General features: G+C 73.4%; 13 protein-coding genes. 3 read left to right on the plus strand and 10 right to left on the minus strand.

The annotated features are described in order from the left end of the window. The first annotated feature begins 101 nt into the window (after positions 1 to 101). Positions 102 to 4,811, plus strand: coding sequence for an ATP-dependent helicase (locus IF30_RS0136700; protein WP_078891990.1), 4,710 nt, complete (start codon positions 102 to 104; stop codon positions 4,809 to 4,811). Positions 4,812 to 4,875: 64 nt separating this feature from the next. On the opposite strand, the gene IF30_RS0136705 is transcribed toward IF30_RS0136700, so the two are convergent. The 9 genes from IF30_RS0136705 to IF30_RS0136745 all read right to left on the minus strand — a co-directional run bounded on the left by IF30_RS0136705 (position 4,876) and on the right by IF30_RS0136745 (position 18,197). Continuing rightward, positions 4,876 to 5,097, minus strand: coding sequence for a hypothetical protein (locus tag IF30_RS0136705; RefSeq protein WP_030246734.1), 222 nt, complete (start codon positions 5,095 to 5,097; stop codon positions 4,876 to 4,878). Positions 5,098 to 5,230: 133 nt separating this feature from the next. Further along, entirely contained in the window at positions 5,231 to 5,599 is a 369-nt protein-coding gene (locus tag IF30_RS0136710) for a helix-turn-helix domain-containing protein (RefSeq protein WP_030246736.1), read from the minus strand. A gap of 319 nt (positions 5,600 to 5,918) precedes the next feature. Beyond that, on the minus strand, positions 5,919 to 6,401 hold the full coding sequence (locus IF30_RS0136715; RefSeq protein ID WP_420791197.1) for a CinA family protein: 483 nt from the start codon (positions 6,399 to 6,401) through the stop codon (positions 5,919 to 5,921). Positions 6,402 to 6,419: 18 nt separating this feature from the next. Continuing rightward, positions 6,420 to 7,058 (minus strand): CDP-diacylglycerol--glycerol-3-phosphate 3-phosphatidyltransferase, encoded by a 639-nt coding sequence (pgsA, locus tag IF30_RS0136720; protein WP_030246740.1) that lies wholly within the window; start codon positions 7,056 to 7,058, stop codon positions 6,420 to 6,422. After that, complete coding sequence (gene rimO / locus IF30_RS0136725; protein ID WP_030246742.1) at positions 7,055 to 8,545, minus strand: 30S ribosomal protein S12 methylthiotransferase RimO; 1,491 nt, start codon at positions 8,543 to 8,545, stop codon at positions 7,055 to 7,057. The genes pgsA and rimO overlap by 4 nt, the downstream gene beginning before the upstream one ends. A 96-nt stretch (positions 8,546 to 8,641) precedes the next feature. Continuing rightward, positions 8,642 to 9,505, minus strand: coding sequence for a helix-turn-helix domain-containing protein (locus IF30_RS0136730; protein WP_030246745.1), 864 nt, complete (start codon positions 9,503 to 9,505; stop codon positions 8,642 to 8,644). Between the two features lie 308 nt (positions 9,506 to 9,813). Next, positions 9,814 to 12,495: an FtsK/SpoIIIE family DNA translocase gene (locus tag IF30_RS0136735; protein WP_030246746.1), complete on the minus strand. Its 2,682-nt coding sequence runs from the start codon at positions 12,493 to 12,495 to the stop codon at positions 9,814 to 9,816. A 145-nt stretch (positions 12,496 to 12,640) separates the two neighbouring features. After that, positions 12,641 to 13,279 carry a response regulator gene (locus IF30_RS0136740; RefSeq protein ID WP_030246748.1) on the minus strand — a complete coding sequence of 213 codons (639 nt, stop codon included), beginning with the start codon at positions 13,277 to 13,279 and terminating at the stop codon, positions 12,641 to 12,643. Positions 13,280 to 13,607: 328 nt separating this feature from the next. Then, positions 13,608 to 18,197 carry a HAMP domain-containing protein gene (locus IF30_RS0136745; protein ID WP_030246751.1) on the minus strand — a complete coding sequence of 1,530 codons (4,590 nt, stop codon included), beginning with the start codon at positions 18,195 to 18,197 and terminating at the stop codon, positions 13,608 to 13,610. Between the two features lie 510 nt (positions 18,198 to 18,707). Between IF30_RS0136745 and IF30_RS0136750 the strand changes: the two genes are divergently transcribed. Both IF30_RS0136750 and IF30_RS0136755 read left to right on the plus strand, forming a co-directional pair. Then, the gene (locus IF30_RS0136750; protein ID WP_030246752.1) at positions 18,708 to 21,263 is read left to right on the plus strand and encodes a SpoIIE family protein phosphatase; all 2,556 of its coding nucleotides are present in this window, start codon (positions 18,708 to 18,710) and stop codon (positions 21,261 to 21,263) included. Positions 21,264 to 21,519: 256 nt separating this feature from the next. Continuing rightward, positions 21,520 to 22,083 (plus strand): GPR1/FUN34/YaaH family transporter, encoded by a 564-nt coding sequence (locus IF30_RS0136755; RefSeq protein WP_037902458.1) that lies wholly within the window; start codon positions 21,520 to 21,522, stop codon positions 22,081 to 22,083. Positions 22,084 to 22,156: 73 nt separating this feature from the next. On the opposite strand, the gene IF30_RS0136760 is transcribed toward IF30_RS0136755, so the two are convergent. After that, positions 22,157 to 23,002, minus strand: a complete 846-nt coding sequence (locus IF30_RS0136760) for a phosphatase PAP2 family protein (protein WP_063752947.1) — start codon at positions 23,000 to 23,002, stop codon at positions 22,157 to 22,159. Positions 23,003 to 23,112 lie beyond the last annotated feature (110 nt).

A 23,112-nucleotide genomic window follows, 5' to 3' on the forward strand; every position in this document is an offset into this window, starting at 1 on the left:
TGCCTGTCTCGTGGGCTCGGAGATGTGTATAAGAGACAGCCCTTCCGCCGCCACGCACCACCACCCACCCCGTTGTCAGTCCCACCGGGCACCATGGGGGCATGGCGCCCGCACACCCGATCCCGCCCGCCGCCGGCCCCCCACCGGCCGACGACCCCCTGGCCGGCTTCGCCCCGGCCACCCGGGCCTGGTTCACCGGTGCCTTCTCCACCCCCACCACCGCCCAGGCCGAGGCCTGGCGCGCCATCGGCCGGGGCACGGACGTCCTGGTGGTCGCGCCCACCGGCTCCGGCAAGACGCTCGCCGCCTTCCTCTCCGCCCTCGACCGGCTCAGCAGCACGCCGCCGCCGGCCGAGCCCAAGCACCGCTGCCGGGTGCTCTACGTCTCGCCGCTCAAGGCCCTCGCGGTCGACGTCGAACGGAATCTGCGCGCCCCGCTGACCGGCCTGCGCCAGGCCGCCGTCCGGCTCGGCCTGCCCGAACCGGAGGTCCAGGTCGCCATCCGCTCCGGTGACACCCCGGCCGCCGACCGCCGCCGCTTCGCGACCCACCCGCCGGACATCCTGATCACCACCCCCGAGTCGCTGTTCCTGCTGCTCACCTCCGCCTCCCGGGAGGCGCTGCGCGGCGTGGACACGGTGATCCTCGACGAGGTGCACGCGGTCGCCGGCACCAAGCGTGGCGCCCACCTCGCGCTCACCCTGGAGCGGCTGGACGAGCTGCTGGAGCGTCCGGCCCGCCGGATCGGCCTGTCCGCGACGGTGCGCCCGGTCGAGGAGGTGGCCCGCTTCCTCAGTCCGCAGCGCGGCGCCGCGGTGGTCCAGCCGCCCGCCGCCAAGGACTTCGACCTCTCGGTGGTCGTCCCGGTCCCCGATCTGGACGACCTGCCCGCCGCCCCGGCCACCGGCGGCGCCGCCGGCAGCGACGCGCAGCGCCAGGCCTCGATCTGGCCGCACGTCGAGGAGCGGATCGTCGACCTGGTCGAGGCGCACCGCTCGACCATCGTGTTCGCCAACTCCCGCCGCCTGGCCGAGCGCCTGTGCAACCGGCTGAACGAGATCGCCCACGAGCGCGCCACCGGCACCGCCGTCCCCGTGGCGCACGCCCCGGCCGCGCTGATGGGCGGATCGGGCGCGGCCAAGGGCGCTCCCCCGGTCATCGCCCGGGCCCACCACGGGTCCGTCTCCAAGGAGCAGCGCTCGCTGGTCGAGGAGGAGCTGAAGGCCGGCCGGCTGCCCGCCGTGGTCGCCACCTCCAGTCTGGAGCTGGGCATCGACATGGGGGCCGTCGACCTGGTCGTCCAGGTCGAGTCCCCGCCGTCGGTCGCCTCCGGCCTGCAGCGGGTCGGCCGGGCGGGCCACCAGGTCGGCGCCGTCTCCACCGGTGTCTTCTTCCCCAAGTACCGGGGCGACCTCGTGCAGTCCGCCGTGGTCACCGAGCGGATGCGGACGGGCCGGATCGAGGCCCTGCGCATCCCTCGCAACCCGCTGGACGTGCTCGCCCAGCAGCTGGTCGCGATGACTGCCCTGGACGTCTGGCCGGTGGACGAACTGCTCACCGTGGTCCGCCGCGCCGCGCCCTTCGCCACCCTCCCGCAGTCCGCCTTCGACGCCGTGCTCGACATGCTGGCCGGCCGCTACCCCTCGGACGCCTTCGCCGAGCTGCGCCCCCGCGTCGTCTGGGACCGGGTGGCCGGCACGGTGACCGGCCGCCCCGGCGCCCAGCGCCTGGCCGTGACCTCCGGCGGCACCATCCCCGACCGCGGCCTGTTCGGCGTCTTCATCGCCGGCAGCGCCGCGTCCGATCCGAAGGCCGGCAAGCAGGGCGGCGGCCGGGTGGGGGAGCTCGACGAGGAGATGGTCTACGAGTCCCGCGTGGGCGACGTCTTCACCCTGGGCACCACCTCCTGGCGGATCGAGGAGATCACCCACGACAAGGTGCTCGTCACCCCCGCCCCCGGCATCCCCGGCCGGCTCCCGTTCTGGAAGGGCGACACCCTCGGCCGTCCGCTCGAACTCGGCCGCGCGCTCGGCGCGTTCACCCGCGAGCTGGGCGCGCTGGGGCCCGAGGCCGCCACCGAGCGCCTCCAGCAGGCCGGGCTGGACGACTGGGCCGCCGCCAACCTGCTCGACTACCTCGCCGAGCAGCGCGCCGCCTGCGGCCACCTCCCGGACGACCGCACGATCGTGGTCGAGCGCTTCCGGGACGAGCTCGGCGACTGGCGGATCGTCATCCACTCCCCCTTCGGCGCCCAGGTCCACGCCCCCTGGGCGCTCGCCCTCGGCGCTCGGCTGCGCGAGAAGCACGGCCTGGACCCGCAGGTCATGCACGCCGACGATGGCATCGTGCTCCGCCTCCCGGACGCGGACCTGCTGGACTTCCCTGCGGAACAGGCCGGTCCGGCTCCGGACGAGGCCCCGGTCGGCGCCGACGCCGCCCTGTTCGACCCCGGCGAGATCGAGCAGCTGGTCACCGACCAGGTCGGCGGCTCCGCCCTGTTCGCCTCCCGCTTCCGCGAGTGCGCCGGCCGCGCCCTGCTGCTCCCCCGCCGCAACCCCGGCCGTCGCACCCCGCTCTGGCAGCAGCGCCAGCGCGCCGCCCAACTGCTCGAAGTCGCCTCCGAGTACGGCTCGTTCCCGATCGTCCTGGAGGCCGTCCGGGAGTGCCTGCAGGACGTCTTCGACGTCCCCGGCCTGGTCGAGCTGATGGCGGACCTGGAGTCCCGCGCCGTCCGCCTGGTCGAGGTGACCACCCCCGAGCCCTCGCCCTTCGCCCGCTCCCTGCTCTTCGGCTACGTCGCCCAGTTCCTCTACGAGGGGGACTCCCCGCTCGCCGAGCGCCGTGCCGCCGCCCTCTCGCTGGACTCCCGGCTGCTGTCCGAGCTCCTCGGCCAGGCCGAGCTGAGCGAGCTGCTCGATCCGCAGGTGCTGGTCGAGCTGGAGGCCGAGCTCCAGCGCCTCACCCCCGAGCGCCGGATCAAGGACGCCGAGGGCGTCGCGGACGCCCTGCGCCTGCTCGGCCCGCTCAGCGAGGCCGAGTTGACCGCCCGCGGCGCCGAGCCGCTGTGGGCCCTGGAGTTGGAGGCCGCCCGCCGGGTGATCCAGGTCCGGATCGCCGGCGAGCGGCGCTGGGCCGCGATCGAGGACGCCGGACGGCTGCGCGACGCACTCGGCACCCCGCTGCCCGTGGGCGTCCCCGAGGCCTTCACCGAGCCGGTCAAGGACCCGCTGGGAGATCTGATCGCCCGCCACGCCCGCACCCACGGCCCGTTCACGGCGGCCGAGGCCGCCGCCCGCTTCGGTCTGGGCACCGCCGTCGTCACCGGCACCCTGCACCGGCTGACGGCCGCCGGCCGCCTGGTCCAGGGCCAGTTCCGGCCCGCCGAGAACCACACCGCGCCGGAGTGGTGCGACGCCGAGGTGCTGCGCCGGCTGCGCCGCCGCTCGCTGGCGGCGCTGCGCCAGGAGGTCGAGCCGGTGCCGCCGCGGGCCCTGGCCGCGTTCCTCCCGCAGTGGCAGCACGTGGCCGGCCACCGGCTGCGCGGCCCGGACGGCCTGCTCCGGGTGGTCGAGCAGCTGCAGGGCACCGCCCTGCCCGCCTCCGCCCTGGAGAAGCTGGTCCTTCCGGCCCGGCTCGCCGACTACTCCCCGGCGCTGCTGGACGAGTTGACGGCGGCCGGCGAGATCGGCTGGTGCGGGGCCGGCGCGCTGGCCGGCAAGGACGGCTGGCTCAGCCTGCACCTCACCGAGAACGCCCACCTGCTGCGCCCGGAGCCCGTCCCGCCCGCGCTCACCCCGCTGCACAGCGCCCTGATGGCCGCGCTGGCCGGCGGCTACGGCCTGTTCTTCCGCCAGCTCGTCCAGCAGCTCCCGGAGGAGGCCCCGGAGCCCGAGGTCGTCGCGGCCCTGTGGGATCTGGTCTGGGCCGGCTACGTCACCAATGACACGCTCGCCCCGCTTCGTGCCCTGCTCGGCTCGGGCCGGACGGCGGGCGCCACCGCCCACCGCGCGCCGCGGGCCACCCCCCGTGGCCGGTACGGCGGCGCCGGTCGCCCGTTCGGCCGGGTCGGCGGCGCCCTGCGCGGCGGCCCGCCGACGGTGGCCGGGCGCTGGTCGCTGCTGCCGGCCTTCGCCGGTGACGCGACGGTCCGGGCGACCGCCCGGGCGCAGAGCCTGCTGGACCGCCACGGCCTGCTCACCCGGGGCGCGGTGGCGGCCGAACGGGTGCCGGGCGGCTTCGCCGGGGTCTACCGGGTGCTCGCCGCGATGGAGGAGCGCGGCCGGGCCCGCCGGGGCTACTTCGTCGAGGGCCTCGGCGGCGCCCAGTTCGCCATGGAGGGCGCGGCCGACCGGCTGCGGTCGGTGAACGGGCGCCTGGAGCGGTCCCGGGCCGTCGAGTGGCCTTCCGCCCCGGCCGCCGAGCCGCCGCAGGCGCTGGTGCTGGCCGCCGCCGATCCGGCGAACGCCTACGGCGCCGCCCTGCCCTGGCCGGAGCCGCCCGCCGGGCCGGGCGGCAAGGAGTCCACGGCCCACCGGCCCGGCCGCAAGGCGGGCGCCCTGGTGGTCCTGGTGGACGGCGAGCTGGCGCTGTACGTCGAGCGCGGCGGCAAGTCCCTGCTGGCGTGGCCGGAGGACGAGGGGGCCCGGGCGCTCGCGGCGGGCGCGCTGGCCGCCGCCGTCCGCGAGGGCGCGCTGGGCAGCGTCACGGTGGAGCGGGCCAACGGCGAGCCCGCCCTCGGCTCGGCGCTCGGCCGCGCCCTGGAGGAGGCCGGCTTCCACGCCACTCCGCGCGGGCTCCGCCTGCGTCCCTGAACCGGTGCGCGGGAACGCCGGAGGCCGCGGGGTCCTGGACCCCGCGGCCTCCTGCCACGTCGAATCACCCGATCGGTGGCGGCTGTGCCTCCACCGGTCGTGCCGTCTCCTCGCGCCGGCGCCGGTCCGGTCCGGTCGCGTTCCGGTCGGCGTGGACCGGGATGAGACCGAGCCCCCAGCCTCCGGCCGCGAGCAGTCCCAGCACCGCACCGTCGGCGAGTTGCCCGCGGACGGCCAGGAGCCACCAGGCGAGCCCGGCCGCCACCGCGGCCAGGATCCACCGCACCGGACGTCGTTTCCGGAGCAACAGTCGCGCCCGCGCCCGTATTCGGGCCGACGGGCGCCTCCGCACGTCTCTCCGCACGACCGCCCTCCCTTCGCTCGCCCCGGGCAGGGGCGCCCGGGAGTCGAGGCCGGGTTCAGGCGGCGACCACGTCCATCGCGGCGGTCTTGGGCGACATGTTCGCCCGGTCGGTGCCGGGGGCGGGCAGCGGAACCGGTTCGAGTACCGGCCTCAGCAGATCACCCTCGGAGAGGGTGGCCATCGCCGCAAGTTCGGCGAGCGACAGTTCGTCGCTGACCTCGCGCATGACCTCGGACATCCGGACGTCGAGTGCGTCGCAGATGGCGGAGAGCAGCTCCGAGGAGGCCTCCTTCTGTCCCCGCTCCACCTCGGAGAGGTAACCGAGCGAAACCCTGGCGGCTGCCGACACCTCGCGGAGTGTGCGGCCCTGGCGCTGGCGCTGCCGACGCAGTACATCGCCCAGTAGGCGACGGAGCAGGATCATCGGTGCCTCCCTCCTCGGACTGCGGATCGAGATGTCACGCCCCCACCGTACCGCCTTGCCCGCTTCGCGTGCGGGGACCCTGGTCGTGTTCACTCTGGGCTGCAAGGCTGTCCCCCTCCTCGTTCCGGTGTCGCTCCCGGGTTCTCGGGCCCCTCGTGGTACCCGACGCGGGACACCCGGCCCCACCGTCACGCAACTCGTTCGCCACCTGGTTTCTGCCCAACCAGGCTGTCGGATGTAACACGATCCTCCAGCCGGGCCGTGCCCGGCACCAGATCGGCAGGTCTCGGTTCGGTGGAGATCCGCCGGAACGGGCCCGTCAGCGTGCGAGCCGGCCGGCGAGCAGTTCCAGGGCGGCGGTCACCGCTCCGTGACGGATTGTGGCACGGTCTCCCGACAGCAGGGGCGAACTGACCAGAGTTCCCCCCGGACCGGCGACCGCGAGGTGTACGGTGCCCACCGGCTGCCCGTCCTGCGGCTCCGGACCGGCCACCCCGGTCGTCGCGAGCCCGTACGTGGCCCCCAGCAGCCCGCGCACGCCCTCGGCCATCTGCCGGGCCACGACGGGGTGGACCGGCCCGTGCACGGCCAGCAGGCCCTCGTCCACGCCGAGCACCGAGGCCTTCAGTTCGGTCGCGTACGCGGTGACGGAGCCCCGGAAGGTCGCGGACGCCCCGGGGACGTCCACCAGCGCGGCGGCCAGCAGCCCCCCGGTCAGCGACTCGGCGACGGCCAGCGTGCCGCCCTCGGCCCGCAGGGCGGCGTGCGCCCGCTCGGCCAGCCGGTAGTCGTGCTCCGCCACGCTCGTCTCCCCCGTGGTTCAGCGGTCCGCGCGGTCGGCGGCCCGTCCCTCGCGGCGCAGTCGCAGCGCCTGTCCGACGTAGTCCAGCGCGGTGCCGACGGTCAGCAGCACCGCGAGGCCCATCAGCACGGCCCGTCCGGTGGCCAGCCAGCCGGTCAGGGCCAGGACGTACATGCCGACCGCGGTGCCCTGGGTCAGCGTCTTGAGCTTGCCGCCGCGGCTGGCCGGGATGACGCCGTAGCGGATCACCCAGAACCGCATCAGGGTGATGCCCAGTTCGCGGGCCAGGATCACCACGGTGACCCACCAGGGCAGGTCGCCGAGCAGTGAGAGGCCGATCAGTGCCGAGCCCATGATCGCCTTGTCCGCGATCGGGTCGGCGATCTTCCCGAAGTCGGTGACCAGGCCCTTGCGGCGGGCCAGTTCGCCGTCGAACAGGTCGGTGATCATCGCGATGGCGAAGGAGGCCCAGGCGACCGAGCGCCACTTGGGGTCGTGCCCGCCGCCGGCGAACAGCAGCGACACGAAGACCGGCACCAGCAGCACCCGGACCATCGTGAGCACGTTGGCGATGTTCCAGACCCGCGGGGTCGGCGGCACCGCGGCCGCCGGTCTGCCCGGGTGGGCCGCGGCCGGGGCGCCGGGCCCCTGGGTCATTCCCCGGCTCCCGGGGCCTTGCGGACCCGCACCTGCTCCAGCGCCTCGGCGACCAGGTCGACGCCCTCGCTGGCCACCACCTTGGCCCGCCAGAACTGCCCGACCTGGGGGGCGTCGACGCCTTCGAGGGTGGTCAGGCCGTCGGTCTCCGGGGCCTGGTGGTCGGCCCGGCCCTCGACCACGCCGTCCTCGATCGACTCGATCATGACCACGACCTCGGTGCCGATCCGCTGCTCGGCCCGCTGGGCGCTCATCTCCTCGGCCAGCCGGCTCAGCCGGTCGACGCGGTCGGCGATCACGTCCTCGGGCAGCTTGCCGTCGTAGGTGGCGGCCTCGGTGCCCTCTTCGTCGGAGTAGCCGAAGACGCCGATCGCGTCGAGCCCGGCGTGCGTGACGAAGCGTTCCAGCTCGGCGAAGTCCTCCTCGGTCTCACCGGGGAAGCCGACGATGAAGTTGGACCGGGCGCCGGCCTGCGGGGCCTTGTCGCGGATGGTCTTCAGCAGCTCCAGGAACTGGTCGGTGGAGCCGAAGCGGCGCATCCGGCGCAGCACGGCGGGCGCCGAGTGCTGGAAGGACAGGTCGAAGTAGGGCGCGACGTCGGGGGTGCCGGTCATCGCGTCGATCAGGCCCGGGCGCATCTCGGCCGGCTGCAGGTAGGAGACCCGGACCCGCTCGACGCCGTCGATCGCGGCGATCTCGCCGAGCAGCGTCTCCAGCAGCCGGATGTCGCCCAGGTCCTTGCCGTACGAGGTGTTGTTCTCGCTGACCAGGACGATCTCGCGGACGCCCTGCGCGGCCAGCCACTGGGCCTCGTGCAGCACGTCGGAGGGGCGGCGGGAGATGAAGGAGCCGCGGAAGGCGGGGATGGCGCAGAAGGAGCAGCGCCGGTCGCAGCCGGAGGCGAGCTTGACGGAGGCGACCGGGTTGTCGTCCAGCCGCTTGCGCAGGGTGCGCGGGCCGGAGGCGGGGGCGATGCCTTCGGGCAGGTCGGCGATCGGCTCGGCGGCGGCCTCGGCGCCGTGGCCGGGCAGGGCGACGGCCTCGGCGGCGGACTGCCGCTCGGCGGGGCTGATCGGCAGCAGCTTGCGGCGGTCGCGGGGGATGTGCGGCGCGTGGTGGCCGCCGGAGAGGATGGTCTGCAGGCGGTCGGAGATGTCGGCGTAGTCGTCGAACCCGAGCACTCCGTCGGCTTCGGGGAGCGCGTCGGCGAGTTCCTTGCCGTACCGCTCGGCCATGCAGCCGACCGCGACGACGGCCTGGGTGCGGCTGTGGCCCTTGAGGTCGTTGGCCTCCAGCAGGGCGTCCACGGAGTCCTTCTTGGCGGCTTCGACGAAGCCGCAGGTGTTGACGACGGCGACGTCCGCCTCGGCGGCGTCGTCGACGAGCAACCAGCCGTCGGCTTCCAGTCGCCCGGCGAGTTCCTCGGAGTCCACCTCGTTGCGGGCGCATCCGAGCGTGACAAGGGCGACAGTACGGCGTTCAGGCATAGGCCCAAGATTAACGCGCGGCTTCCGGTGCCGTTCGCCCCGGATGCCGCGCGCCTCGGATCAGCTGATCGTCACCGGCCCCGCCGGGCCCTGTGGTCAGCCCGCCTGCGGGTCTCCGGGGGTGTACGTGACGTGCACCACCTGGCCGTCCTTGCCGAGGAGGCCGAGGTCCTTGCCGTTGACGTACGCGTGCACGGCCCCGCCGTTGCCCAGGACCAGCTTGATCTGCTTGGGGTCGGTGAAGGTCTGGTCCTGGCCGTCGCTGATGTTGTTCTGGAAGAGCGACTTGCCGCTGCCGTCCATCGCGGAGACCCAGCTCGTGCCCTGGGCGACGAGCTTCACGGTGACCTTGTCGGCGGGGACGGCGGCGATCGCGGCGGCGCTCGGCGCGGGCGCCGGCGGCTGGACGGCGGGCGTGGCCGGCGGGGCGAGTGACCCGGTGCCGGAGCCGCTGGGCAGCGGTGCGCTGGCCGAGCCGGTGGAGCCGTGCCCGCCCTTGCCGCTGACCAGGTTGAAGCCGATCAGGGCGACCACCGCGACGATCGCGGCCACCATCGCGGCCGCCCAGTTCGGCCGGCTGCGGCCGGGCACCTTGATCGGGCCGCTGTCGATCAGCTGGGACGCCGGTCGCCTGGCGGCCGGCGGGCCGCCGTGCGCGGCGTCATAGCGGGCGACCAGGGCGTCGCCGTCCACGCCGACGGCACGGGCGATCAGGCGGATGTGCCCGCGGGCGTAGAAGTCGCCACCGCAGCGTCCGAAGTCGTCCTCCTCGATGGCATGGACGATCGGCACCCGGACCCGGGTGGCGGTGCTCACCTGGTCCACCGTGAGGCCCGAGTCGATCCGGGCGGCGGACAGCACCCGACCGATGCTCGGGGCATCGGCCGGCTGGGCCGCGTCGTCGGTCGGCTCGACGGACGACGGGGCGTTCTCGCGATCGGAGGACTTGCCGATGGTCACGGGGCACGCCTTTCGAGCGGATGGCCACCTGCTGGGGAACAGTCTAGGGGCGGGGGCGGATCGATTCTCAAGCGGAACGGGCCCGAATGCGCGCACCCGGCCCGGGAGGGGTCCGACGCCCCCGCTGACCGGCCGTCAGCGGAGCCGGGCGGAAGAGCAGGGAAGGACCCCGGGGTTCGCTTTGCGGCCTGTGACGCGGTGTACGGACGTTCGGTTCCCCGCACCGCGCCTACCCTCCCCTGAACGAGTGATGCCTCCTCGGGGAGCGGGGCCGTCCGGCGTACGGGCACGCCCGGGGCGCCGGCCCGTCAGCCCCGCAGGGTCACCAGCACCCCGTCGAGTTCGTCCGGCTTCACGAGGACGTCGCGGGCCTTCGAGCCCTCGCTGGGGCCGACGATCCCGCGCGACTCCATCAGGTCCATCAGCCGGCCCGCCTTGGCGAAGCCGACCCGGAGCTTGCGCTGGAGCATCGAGGTCGAGCCGAACTGGGTGGAGACGACCAGCTCCGCCGCCTGGATCAGCAGGTCCAGGTCGTCGCCGATCTCCTCGTCGATCTCCTTCTTCGGGCCGCCCCCGACCACCACGTCGTCCCGGTAGACGGCGCTCAGCTGGTCCTTGCAGTGCTGCACCACCCGGGCGATCTCCGCCTCGGTGACGAATGCGCCCTGCATGCGGATCGGCTTGCTGGCGCCCATCGGCAGGAAGAGCGCGTCGCCCTTGCCGATCAGCTTCTCCGCGCCGGGCTGGTCCAGGATGACCCGGGAGTCGGCCATCGCGGAGGTCGCGAAGGCCAGCCGGGAGGGCACGTTGGCCTTGATCAGGCCGGTGACCACGTCCACCGAGGGCCGCTGGGTGGCGAGCACCAGGTGGATGCCGGCCGCACGGGCCAGCTGGGTGATCCGGACCACCGAGTCCTCGACGTCGCGCGGTGCGACCATCATCAGGTCGGCCAGCTCGTCGACGATCACCAGCAGGTACGGGTACGGCCTCAGCTCCCGCTCGCTGCCCAGCGGCGGGGTGACCTTGCCGGCCCGCACCGCCGCGTTGAAGTCGTCCACGTGTCGGAAGCCGTACGCCGCGAGGTCGTCGTAGCGCATGTCCATCTCGCGCACCACCCACTGGAGGGCCTCGGCGGCCTTCTTGGGGTTGGTGATGATCGGCGTGATCAGGTGCGGGATGCCCTCGTAGGCGGTGAGTTCGACCCGCTTGGGGTCGACCAGCACCATCCGCACCTCGTCCGGGGTGGCCCGGGCGAGGATCGAGGTGATCAGGCAGTTGATGCAGGACGACTTGCCCGCGCCGGTCGCGCCGGCCACCAGGATGTGCGGCATCTTGGCGAGGTTGGCCATCACGGTGTGGCCCTCGACGTCCTTGCCCATGCCGACGACCATCGGGTGCGAGTCCTCGGCGGCCGCGCGCGAGCGCAGCAGGTCGCCGAGGTTGACCATCTCGCGGTCCCGGTTGGGGATCTCGATCCCGACCGCGGACTTGCCCGGGATCGGGCTGATGATCCGCACGTCGGGGCTGGCCACCGCGTAGGCGATGTTCTTGGCGAGCGCGGTGATCCGCTCGACCTTGACGGCCGGGCCGAGCTCGACCTCGTAGCGGGTGACCGTCGGGCCCCGGGTGAAGCCGGTGACCCGGGCATCCACCTTGAACTCGGTGAAGGTCCCGGTGAGCTGGGCGACCACCTCGTCGTTGAGCGGGCTGCGGGCCTTGGCCGGGCCGCCGCGCTCCAGCAGGTCCAGCGGGGGCAGCGCGTACGTGACGTCGCCGGTGAGCTGGAGCTGCTCCATCCGCACCGGTGCCGGGCCGTGCTCCTCGGGCGCGCCGGGGCCGCCGCTGCGGGCGGCCGGGACGGCGGGCTCCTCCGGCGGGGCGGTGCGGTCCTGCACCTGGTGCATCATGTCGGCCACCGCCGAGGAGGCGGGCACGCCGTAGACCAGTGCGCCGTCCAGGTCGGCGGCGGCCCCGGCGGCCAGGTTGCGGGTGGCGTACGGGTCCGGCGGCTCCTTGTCCAGGGAGACCCGGACGGCCTCCGCCGGGTCGTCGGGGTCGGCGGGCTTGCGCCGACGGCGGCGCCGGCGGGCGGCCACCTCGTCCGTCGGGTCGTCACCGGCGGTGTCCACCGTGAAGGGCAGCGCGTCGGGGTCGGCGTCCTCCGGCGGTTCGGTGGACAGCTCGCGCTCCGGCGCACGCCCCCCGTACAGCTCGTCGTCCGGCCCGCGTTCGACCACGCCGAGCCGTACGCCGATCGCCCGCAGCCGCTCCGGGATGCGGTTGACCGGGGTGGCAGTGACCACCAGCAGGCCGAAGAAGGCCAGCAGCAGGAGCAGCGGCACGGCGAGCGCGGGGCCCGCGGCGGCCATCATCGGGGTGGACGCGGCCCAGCCGACGATGCCGCCGGCCGCCCTTATCCGGGAGGCGCCGCCGCCCATCATGGGCGCGCCGCAGCCGATGTGGACCAGGCCGAGGACGCCGACCAGCAGCGCGGTCAGCCCGATCATGATCCGGCCGTTGGCCTCCGGCAGCTCGGGGTGGCGCCAGAGCCGGATCGCGATCGCGGCCAGCAGGAACGGCACCAGCACGTCGAGCCGGCCGAACAGCCCGGACACCACGGCGGTGGCCGCCTCGCCCAGCCAGCCCTGCGGGCTGAACCAGGTGCCGGCGGCGGTCACCATCGCCAGCGCGAACAGCAGCAGGCCCACGCCGTCCTTGCGGTGGGCCGGGTCGAGGTTCTTGGCGCCGTCGCCGAAGCCGCGGAAGATCGCGGCGATCGGGCTCGCCAGCGCGTTGAGCGCGCCCATCAGCACCGACCTGGAGGGTGGCGCGGGCGGCGGGGCCGGCTTGGCCGCCGTCCGCTTCGCGGGGGCCGCCCGCTTCGCCGCCGCCTTCTTCGCGGGCGGCCTGCCCGGGGCCTTCGCCGCGGCCTTCTTGGACGCCCCCGGACTCGGCTTACGTGCTGCGTTCCCGGGCGTACGAGTGGCCATGGGTCAGCAGCCTACCGGTGCGGACCACCGGCGCACATGTGCCCGAGCCGGGCGCCGGGACGTGTCGCAGACACACCGTCACGCTGACCGGGATTCACCCGGGTGCGCCACCGAACCACCCGGACGGGTGAACGAACGGTGCGGGTCAGGAGCTTCCGGGGCGCATCGCGTCCAGTGCCCGGCGCAGCGCCGAGAGCTTGCGCTCCAGGTGCGCGGCGGTCGCCGCCACCCCGGCGTCCTCGCCCCCGTCCAACTGCTTGCCGAGCGCCTCCGCCTGCTCCTCGACGGCCGCCAGGCGCGCGGACAGCTCGCCCAGCAGGGCCCCGCCGAGGGCCGGCTCGCCACCGCCCGCCTCCAGTTGCAGCCGCAGCAGCGCGGCCTGCTCCTTCAGCTGGCAGTTCTTCACGTACAGGTCGACGAAGACGGAGACCTTGGCGCGCAGGACCCACGGGTCGAAGGGCTTGGAAATGTAGTCCACCGCCCCGGCCGCGTAGCCGCGGAAGGTGTGGTGCGGGCCGTGGTTGATCGCGGTCAGGAAGATGATCGGGATGTCCCGGGTGCGCTCGCGGCGCTTGATGTGGGCGGCGGTCTCGAAGCCGTCCATCCCGGGCATCTGGACGTCCAGGAGGATGACCGCGAAGTCGTCGGTGAGCAGCGCCTTGAGCGCTTCCTCGCCGGACGCGGCGCGGACCAGCGTCTGGTCCAGGGCCGACAGGATCGCCTCCAGTGCCAGCAGGTTCTCCGGTCGGTCGTCGACCAGGAGGATCTTCGCCTTCTGCATCAGGGCCCGCCCTCCTGTCGCCTGCCTGCCGCCCGGTGCAGGCACCCGCGTACCGCCCACCGCTACCCCGGTCATGCTAGCCGCACCCCCTCGTCCGGCACATCGCCCCGTCGTGACCCGATCCGGAGCGGCGCGCGACCAGAGCTCCGGCGCACGCTCAGCAGGGCGTCGTCATCCGGTCACTGTTCGCAACGATCGGTGACCCTACCCGGTTCCCGGGCCCGACCGCCAGCAAACCGGCCGACCGGCAGGCGCGAACGCGGGGGCCCGACCCGGGGTGCACGCCTCCCGCCGCCCTCGTACGCCGCCCGTCACCGTTCCCGCGGCCCGCTCACGCGCGGTCCCCGCCCAGCCACTCGTGCATCACCGAGAGCAGGTGGTCGGTCTCCACCGGCTTGGTGATGTGGTCGGTGGCGCCCGCCTCCAGCGACTTCTCCCGGTCCCCCTTCATCGCCTTGGCGGTGAGCGCGATGATCGGCAGGCCGGCGAACTGGGGCATCCGGCGGATCGCCTCGGTGGTGGCGTAGCCGTCCATCTCCGGCATCATGATGTCCATCAGGACCAGCGCCACGTTCTCGTGCTGCTCCAGCATCTCGATGCCCTCGCGGCCGTTCTCGGCGTACAGGACGGTCAGGCCGTGCTGCTCCAGCACGCTGGTGAGGGCGAACACGTTGCGGACGTCGTCGTCGACGATCAGCACCTGCTGGCCGTCGAAGCGCCGGCCGCCGCTGACCGGCCGGGGCGGGGCGGGCTCCACCGCCCGCGGCCCGGCGGCGCTCTCCAGCGCGGCGCTGCGGCGGCGCTCCACGGCCCCGCGGCGGCGCTCCTCGGCCATCTCGCGGACCTCCTGGGCCCAGTGGTCGGCCGGGTTCTCCCCGACCGGCACCGGCAGGCCCAGCGGGGTCACGCCGACCGTGGCGCGCGGCGCCTGGGCGTTCGGCCCGGTGCCGCGCTCGCCGGACGGGCGCTGGTCGCCCGCCGGGGCTTCCGGGGCCTCGGTGCGCAGCGGCAGGTAGAGCGTGAACGTGGAGCCCTTGCCCAGCTCGCTCTCGGCGTGGATCTCGCCGCCGAGCAGCCTGGCGATCTCGCGGCTGATGGACAGGCCGAGGCCGGTGCCGCCGTACTTGCGGCTGGTGGTGCCGTCGGCCTGCTTGAACGCCTCGAAGATCTCCCGCAGCTTGTTCTCGGGGATGCCGATGCCGGTGTCGGACACCGAGAAGGCGATCAGCGCGTCGTCCGGGCCCTCGATCGAGCCGGACTCCAGCAGCCGCTCGCGCACGTGCTGCGGGACCTCCGGGCCGGCCGGGCGGATCGAGAAGTCGACGGCGCCGGCGTCGGTGAACTTCACCGCGTTGGAGATCAGGTTGCGCAGCACCTGCTGGAGCCGCTGCTCGTCGGTGTGCAGGGTGACCGGCAGGGCGGGCGAGACCCGGACGGCGAAGTCCAGGTTCTTGTCCAGGGCGACGGGCTGGAAGGTCGCCTCCACGTAGTCGACCAGCTGGACGAGGGCGATCCGGGCCGGCCGGACGTCCATCTTGCCCGCCTCGACCTTGGACAGGTCGAGGATGTCGTTGATCAGCTGGAGCAGGTCGGAGCCGGCGCCGTGGATGGTGTCGGCGAACTCGACCTGCTTGGGCGAGAGGTTGCCCTCGTTGTTGTCGGAGAGCAGCTTGGCCAGGATCAGCAGCGAGTTGAGCGGGGTGCGCAGCTCGTGCGACATGTTGGCGAGGAACTCGCTCTTGTACCGGGAGGCCAGGGCGAGCTGCTCGGCGCGCTCCTCCAGGACCTGCCGGGCCTCCTCGATCTCGCCGTTCTTGATCTCGATGTCGCGGTTCTGCTGGGCGAGTTGCTCGGCCTTCTCCTGCAACTCCTCGTTGGTGCGCTCCAGTTCCTCCTGGCGCGCCTCCAACTCTGCGGACCGCATGGAGAGTTCGGCGGTGAGACGCTGGGATTCCAGCAGCAGGCCCTCGGTCTTGGTGTTGACGCTGATGGTGTTGACCGTGACGCCGATCAGGTCGGCGATCTGGTTCAGGAAGTCCAGCGCGACGGTGGTGAAGGAGCTGAAGGTGGCCAGCTCGATCACGCCCAGCAGCCGGCCCTCGAACAGCACCGGCAGCACCACGATGTGGGCCGGGGAGGCCTCGCCGAGGCCGGAGGCGATCTTGAGGTAGCCGGGCGGCGCCTCCTTGAGGATGATCGCCCGCTTCTCCACCGCCGCCTGGCCGATGAGCGACTCGCCGGGGCGGAAGGTGGTCGGCATCGCCCGCCGCTGGTAGCCGTAGCTGCCGATCAGTCGCAGCACGGTGTCGTTCTCGTCGTCGTCCTCGGTGATCAGCTCGGCGGTGCGGCCGGCCGGCTGGGCGAGGAAGAAGGCGCCGTGCTGGGCGGAGACCACCGGGGTCAGCTCGGTCATGATCAGCGAGGCGACGGCCTCCAGGTCCCGGCGGCCCTGGAGCAGGCCGGAGATCCGGGCCAGGTTGGTCTTGAGCCAGTCCTGTTCCTGGTTGGTGCGGGTGGTCTCGCGCAGGTTGGCGATCATCTGGTTGATGTTGTCCTTGAGCTCGTCGAGCTCACCCGCGGCGTCCACGTCGATCCGCAGACTCAGGTCGCCCCTGGTCACCGCGGTGGCGACCTGGGCGATCGCGCGCACCTGCCGGGTCAGGTTGTTGGCCAGTTCGTTCACCGACTCGGTCAGGTCCTGCCAGGTGCCGTCGACGCCGGGCACCCGGGCCTGACCGCCGAGGCGTCCGTCGGTGCCCACCTCGCGGGCGACCCGGGTCACCTCGTCGGCGAACGCCGACAGCTGGTCGACCATGGTGTTGATGCTGGTCTTGAGCTGGAGGATCTCGCCCCGGGCGTCGACGTCGATCTTCTGCGAGAGGTCGCCGCGGGCGACCGCGGTGATCACCAGCGCGATGTTCCGCACCTGGCCGGTGAGGTTGTTGGCCATCAGGTTGACGTTGTCGGTCAGGTCCTTCCAGATGCCGGCCACGCCCGGCACGCTCGCCTGGCCGCCCAGGGTGCCGTCGGTGCCGACCTCGCGGGCCACCCGGGTCACCTCCACCGCGAAGGAGGAGAGCTGGTCGACCATGGTGTTCAGGGTGCCGGCGAGCGCCGCGACCTCGCCCTGCGCCTCGATCGCGATCTTCTTGGAGAGGTCCCCGCGGGCCACCGCGGCGGCGACCTCGGCGATGTTGCGCACCTGTCCGGTCAGGTTGGACGCCATGAAGTTGACGTTGTCGGTCAGGTCCTTCCAGATGCCCGACACCCCGCGCACCCGCGCCTGGCCGCCCAGGATCCCCTCGGTGCCCACCTCGCGGGCCACCCGGGTCACCTCGTCGGCGAACGCCGACAGCTGGTCGACCATGGTGTTGACGGTCGTCATCAGCTCCAGGATCTCGCCCCGGGCGTCGACGGTGATCTTCTTGGACACGTCGCCGCGCGCCACCGCCGTGGTCACCTCGGCGATGTTGCGGACCTGGCTGGTCAGGTTGTTGGCCATCAGGTTGACGGAGTTGGTCAGGTCCTTCCAGATGCCGGCCACGCCGGGCACGCTGGCCTGGCCGCCGAGGATGCCCTCGGTGCCGACGTCCCGGGCGACCCTGGTGACCTCGTCCGCGAAGGCACCCAGCTGGTCCACCATCGTGTTGATGGTGTTCTTCAGCTCCAGGATCTCCCCGCGCGCGTCCACCTGGATCTTCTGCGACAGGTCGCCCTTGGCGACCGCGGTGGTCACCTGGGCGATGTTGCGCACCTGATCGGTCAGGTTGTTGGCCATGAAGTTGACGTTGTCGGTCAGGTCCCGCCACACCCCGGCCGCCCAGGGCACCTGCGCCTGACCGCCCAGCCGGCCCTCGGTGCCCACCTGCCGGGCCACCCTGGTCACCTGCTCGGCGAAGCCGGAGAGCTGGTCCACCATCGTGTTGATGGTGTTCTTCAGCTCCAGCATCTCGCCGCGAGCGTCCACCTCGATCTTCTGCGACAGGTCCCCGCGGGCCACCGCCGTGGTCACCTGGGCGATGTTGCGCACCTGGCCGGTCAGGTTGTCGGCCATGAAGTTCACCGAGTCGGTGAGGTCGCGCCAGACCCCCGCGACGCCCGGCACCTGGGCCTGGCCGCCCAGCCGGCCCTCCGTCCCCACGTCCCTGGCCACCGTGATGACCTGCGCGGCGAAGCCGTTCAGCTGGTCCACCATCGTGTTGACGGTGTTCTTCAGCTCCAGCATCTCGCCGGCCACCTCGACGGTGACCTTGCGGGAGAGGTCGCCCTTGGCCACCGCCGTGGTCACCTGGGCGATGTTGCGCACCTGCGCGGTCAGCCGGCCGGCCATGGTGTTGACCGAGTCCGCCAGGTCCTTCCAGCTGCCCGACACGCTGCGGACCTTGGCCTGGCCGCCGAGCTTGCCCTCGGTGCCGACCTCCCTGGCCACCCGGGTCACCTCGTCGGTGAACTCCGAGAGCTGGTCCACCAGCCCGTTGACCGTCCGGCCGATCTTCAGGTACTCGCCGCGCAGCGGGTGGCTCACCCCGTTGCTGTGCAGCGAGCGCAGCTCCATCTTCTGGTCCAGGTCGCCCTCGGCGATCGAGCTCAGCACCCGGCCGACCTCGGCCATCGGGCGGGCCAGGTCGTCGATCAGCGCGTTGCAGTTGTCGACGGCCGCCATCCAGGCGCCCTCGCCCGCGCCGGTCTCCAGCCGCTCGTTCAGCCGGCCCTCGCGGCCGACCGCCCGCCGCACCCGGGCCAGTTCGCCGGTCAGGTGCTGGTTGCGCTCGGCGACCTCGTTGAACACCGCGGCGATCTCCGCCAGCGGCCCGTCGCCCGGCACGGTCATCCGGCGGCGGAAGTTGCCGTCCCGCATCGCGGTCAGGGCGGACAGGAGCTTGCGCAGCTCGGCGGGCTCCGCGCCGCGGTTGTGGCTCACTCGCCGGCCGGCCGCGTTCCGCGGCGCGGTCCCGGAGCGGCCGCCGCGCTGGGCGGGCGGCGTCGTACCGGTTGCGTCCTTGGTGGCCGAACTCAACGGGCCCCTCCCACATCGTGAACTGTCCGGTGACCGCCCGTGCCGGGGTCGGCACGCGTCCCGGACACCGGTCCGGCTGGGCTGCTGCCGGCGGCCCTCGGCCCACCGGCACCCCCACGACCGTACTGCTCGTACCGGTCATCGCGGACCCCCCAGTCTGGCAGCACCTGCGCCCGGTAGGCGGCCGGTTGCGCACGGTTGGTGCCCCACCGCCCGAAACAGGTGGGCAGAATCACCCTCAGGTGCCTGTTTCGGCTCCCGGCCCCCACGGGGAACCCAGCGGAAAGTAGGGTGGAGCGCTGCACCGGGCCACAACCCGACCCCAGCGCCGCCGCCCATCCGACGGCGCGCACGGGGAAGTCGGCGCCGCACCCCGGACAGCCAGGGCAAGAGCAGCAGAGGAGAAGTGGCAACGTGGTCACCGCGCGCGCAGCCGCCACCTTCGATCCCGACGGCCGATCCGCCGCGGCCGCCCGGGGCTTCGTCCGGGACGCACTGCTCGGCTGGGGCCTGCCGGAGGTCGTCGACGACGCGGTGGTGCTGGTCAGCGAACTGGTCACCAACGCCGTCGTGCACGCCGGCACCGCCGCCGAGGTCTGCTGCCTGCGCGAGGAGGAGACCGTCCGGATCGAGGTCACCGACCACCACCCCGAACGCGGCCTGCCCACCCTCGGCGACGGACCGGTCACCGCCTCCGACCGCTACGCCGACCCCGACGGCGAGGGCGGCCGCGGCCTGCTCATGTGCTCCGCCCTCGCCGAGAGATGGGGCGTCGAGTACGGCACCGGCCGCAAGACCGTCTGGTTCCGCCTCCGGCTGCCCGCACACGTCGCCGGCACCCGCTACGCCGTGCCCGCCACCCCCGGCAGCGACCTGCCGAGCGGCCCCGGCCCGGTGCACGTCGCCGTCGTCCAACTCGACGAGGACGGCCGCGTCCTGGCCTGGAACCCGGACGCCGAGGCGCTCTTCCAGTACCCCGCCGCCGCCGTCCTCGGCCGCCCCTGGGCCGACCTCGCCGTCTGGCCGCAGCCCTCCGGCCCCGGCCTGACCGACACCCTGCGCCTGGCCCGCTGGGAGGGCGGCTACGGGATCCGCCGCCAGGACGGCCAGGAGGTCGAGGTGTACGGCGTCCAGGTGCGCGTGCGCGACACCGAGGGCGTCGCCTCCACCCTCTGCCTGCTCGTCCTCGAACCCGACCGCGCGGTCCTGCGCTCCCCCGCCCGCACCCTGCCCGGCGAGCGCCCCGACCCGACCGGCCCCCGGCTCGACCTGCTGGCCGGCCCGGTCGTCACCGACGACCTCGACACCCTGCTGCAGCGCACCGTCGAGCGCGCCCGCGACCTGCTCGACGGCGACGCCGCCTACCTGCTGCTCACCACCGACGACGAGGCCGAGTTCGAGGTCCGCGCCGCCACCGGACTCACCTCCGGACACCGCCGGCACACCCGCTTCCCGGTCGAGACGGGCAACCGCTACGACTCCGCCCGGCTGCCCTCCGTCCACGAGGACCTCTCCAGCCGCCCCACCGGACTGCCCCTGCTCTCCGACAGCGGCATGCGCTCCCTGGTCACCGTCCCGCTCAAGGTCGAGGGCCGGCTGATCGGCTCCCTGGGTATCGCCGCCACCTCGCCCGGCCGCTACGACAACGAGGACGCGCTGCGCCTGCAGTTCGCCGCCGACCGGGTCGCCCTCGCCGTCGAGAGCACCCGGCTGACCGAGCTCGAACGGCTGCGCCGCGGCTCGCTCTCCTTCCTGGTCGAGGCCTCCGACCTCCTCGCGGGCACCCTCGAACACGAGCAGACCCTCGCGCTGATGGCCCAGATGGCCGTCCCCACCCTGGCCTCCTGGTGCGCCGTCTACACCACCGCCGACCACTCCGCCGCGGCCCGCCTCGCCTTCGTCCTGCACGAGGACGAGGACCGCATCGACCCGCTGCGCGAGCTGCTCGACAAGACCCCCGCCCCGGAGACCGGCCCCACCCACGGCGTCCGCTTCTGGGCGGCGCCCGCCGAGACCGCCGAGGCGGGCGGCCTCACCGACAGCCCCGAACTCGCCGGCCTGCTCGGCGAGACCGTCGCCATCGCGCTGACCGCCCGCAACCGCGTCATCGGCCTGCTGGCGCTCGGTGTCCCGGCCGGCGTCCGGTTCCGCCAGGAGATCCTCGAACTCGCCGAGGACCTCTCCCGCCGCGCCGCACTCGCCCTCGACAACTCCCGCCTCTACTCCGAGCGCACCGCCACCAGCCAGGCCCTGCAGCGCAGCCTGCTCCCGCCCGACCTGCCGGAGATCCCGGGCGTCGAGGTGGACGTCTACTACCAGGCCGCCGGCGAGGGCAACGAGGTCGGCGGCGACTTCTACGACCTGTTCACCATCCGCGAGGGCACCTACGGCTTCGCCATCGGCGACGTCTGCGGCACCGGCCCCGAGGCCGCCTCGGTCACCGGCCTGGCCCGGCACTCGCTGCGGCTGCTCGCCCGCGAGGGCCTGGACGCCCCGCAGGTCCTGCGCCGCCTCAACGCGGCCATCCTGGACGAGGGTTCGCGCAGCCGCTTCCTCACCCTGCTCTACGGCGAACTGACGCCCCGCCCGGACGGCAGCACCGAACTCTCCCTGGTCTGCGCCGGCCACCCGCTGCCGCTGCGGCTGCGCACCGACGGCCAGGTCGACCGCGCCGCCACCCCTCAGCCGCTGCTCGGCGTCATGGACGATCTCGACCTCACCGCCGAGACCCTGGTGCTCTCCCCCGGCGAGGTCCTGCTGTGCGTCACCGACGGCGTCACCGAACGCCGCGAGGGCTCGCGGATGCTGGGCGACGACGGCCTGGCCGACGTCCTCACCGGCTGCACCGGCCTGACCGCCGGAGCCGTCGCGGCCAGGGTCCAGCGCGCCGTCGAGCGCTTCGCCCCCGAGCCGCCGTCGGACGACATGGCGATCCTGACCCTGCGGGTGCCCAACCAGCGCCAGCCCTGAGGGTTCCACAGCTGACGCAGTCACAAATTGTTATCTTCACAACGGTACAAGCGAGGACGGCCGGGTAAACCGATCCCACCGGGGAATCCCCCGGCGGGGACGTGACCAGCGGCTCTCCGCTGGCCCATCACTTCCGACCGCAGCCCGCGCACGCTCACAGCCGTGCGCCCTCGGCGCGGTCGCGCGCATCCACTCACCGGAACCACACCACAGCGTCACTGCGCCCTGCGCGCGCCCAGAGTGAAAGGAGCCCTCGGTGAGCAACGACGCTACCGGGGCAACGAACGCCCGCTCCACCGGAGCCGACGCGGGTAACCTCGGCTACCTCGCCCTCGGCCTGACACTACTCGCCTACGGTCTGCTCTCCACCGGCGTCCTGCACGGCGCCGGCGCCGGGGACGCGACCCACCTCGCCCACCTGCTCGGCGGCGTCACCCTCTTCGTCGCGGGCCTCTGGCAGCTCCGCCGCGGCGAGGGCTTCACCGGAACCGCCTTCACCAGCCTCGGCGCCTTCTGGGCGACCTGGTCGGCGGCGGGAGGGGCGGGCAAGAACGCCGCCGGCCTGTTCCTGCTGCTGTGGGCCCTGCTCGCCCTCACCCTCACCGCGGCCGGCTGGGGGGCGGGCCTGATCAGCCGCGCCGTCTACGGTCTGCTGACGCTCTCCCTGGTGCTCTCCGCCATCGCCACCTTCGGCGGCTACGACGGGCTGGCCAAGACCGCGGGCTGGATCGCGGCCGTCTCCGGACTCGCCGCCTGGTACTGGGCCACCTCCGCGCTGAGCAACGGCTTCTGGGGAAAGGTCGCCCTGCCGGTCAGGTGAGTCACACGAGTCACACGGTCACCTGACCAGGTGACCCGCGTGAACCCGGTGACCCAGGTGAGCCGGCGCCGGCTCAACCGACCTGCTCCCACCGCTCCTCGGCAGTGCCGCGGGGCCGACTCCCCGTCCCCACGGGGCGCCGGCCCCGTCGCCGTGCCACCAACGCCAGCACGGCGTACGCGAGGAGCAGGATCAGGACTCCGACGATGCCGTCCGCCCAGAAGTGGTTCGCCGTCACCACGACCACCGCGACCGTCAGCACCGGATGCAGCACCACCACCCACCGCAGCGAACTGCGCGACACCCGGATCACCGCGACCGCCGCCAGCACGCACCAGGCGACGTGCACCGAAGGCATCGCCGACAACTGGTCGGCCACCACGACACCGCCGACCGCACCCCCGTACACCGACTGCCCGTACTCCGCGGCGACGTCGACGAAACCGCTCTCCGGCAGCATCCGGGGCGGCGCCACCGGAACGAACTGCACCAGCAGACAGACGGCCGTCGTGATCACCACCGTGTTCCGCACCCACGCGTACCGCTCGCGGTGCCGCACGAACACCCAGAGCAGGACACCGAGCATCACCGCGAAGTGCATGACCGCGTAGTAGTAGTTCGCCAGCCGCACCAGCACCGGGTACGGCATGACCGCCGCCTGCCAGGAAGCCTCGTCCGGCAACCCGATCACCTGCTCGGTGTGGTGGATCCAGCTCGCCCGGTCCAGCGCGTGGTCCGTGCTCATCACCGACAAGTGCCCGACCAACTGCCAGAGCGCGAACAGCGCCAGCAGCGTCCCCGCCTCCCGCAGCAGCGCCGACAACGCCGGCTTCCGACCCCTCGCCGCGGCGTACGCACCCGCGTAGAGGCCGACGGCGGCGCCCCCGGCGGACTGCCAGGTCAGGGTCAGGTTCTGCATTGGCAGAGGGTAACGCAAAAAGACCCCCTCCCGGCCGGGAGGGGGTCTTTTCGGAATGATTGTTCGGCGGCGTCCTACTCTCCCACAGGGTCCCCCCTGCAGTACCATCG

It is taken from the genome of Streptomyces sp. NRRL S-350 (genome assembly GCF_000719705.1).
Lineage (GTDB): Bacteria > Actinomycetota > Actinomycetes > Streptomycetales > Streptomycetaceae > Kitasatospora.

Excerpts from the sequence above, each read along its gene's own strand:
- IF30_RS0136735 (WP_030246746.1), bottom strand. The coding sequence starts at position 12,495 with ATGGCCACTCGTACGCCCGGGAACGCAGCACGTAAGCCGAGTCCGGGG.
- IF30_RS0136700 (WP_078891990.1), top strand. The coding sequence starts at position 102 with ATGGCGCCCGCACACCCGATCCCGCCCGCCGCCGGCCCCCCACCGGCC.
- rimO (WP_030246742.1), bottom strand. The coding sequence starts at position 8,545 with ATGCCTGAACGCCGTACTGTCGCCCTTGTCACGCTCGGATGCGCCCGC.
- IF30_RS0136760 (WP_063752947.1), bottom strand. The coding sequence starts at position 23,002 with ATGCAGAACCTGACCCTGACCTGGCAGTCCGCCGGGGGCGCCGCCGTC.
- IF30_RS0136710 (WP_030246736.1), bottom strand. The coding sequence starts at position 5,599 with ATGATCCTGCTCCGTCGCCTACTGGGCGATGTACTGCGTCGGCAGCGC.
- pgsA (WP_030246740.1), bottom strand. The coding sequence starts at position 7,058 with ATGACCCAGGGGCCCGGCGCCCCGGCCGCGGCCCACCCGGGCAGACCG.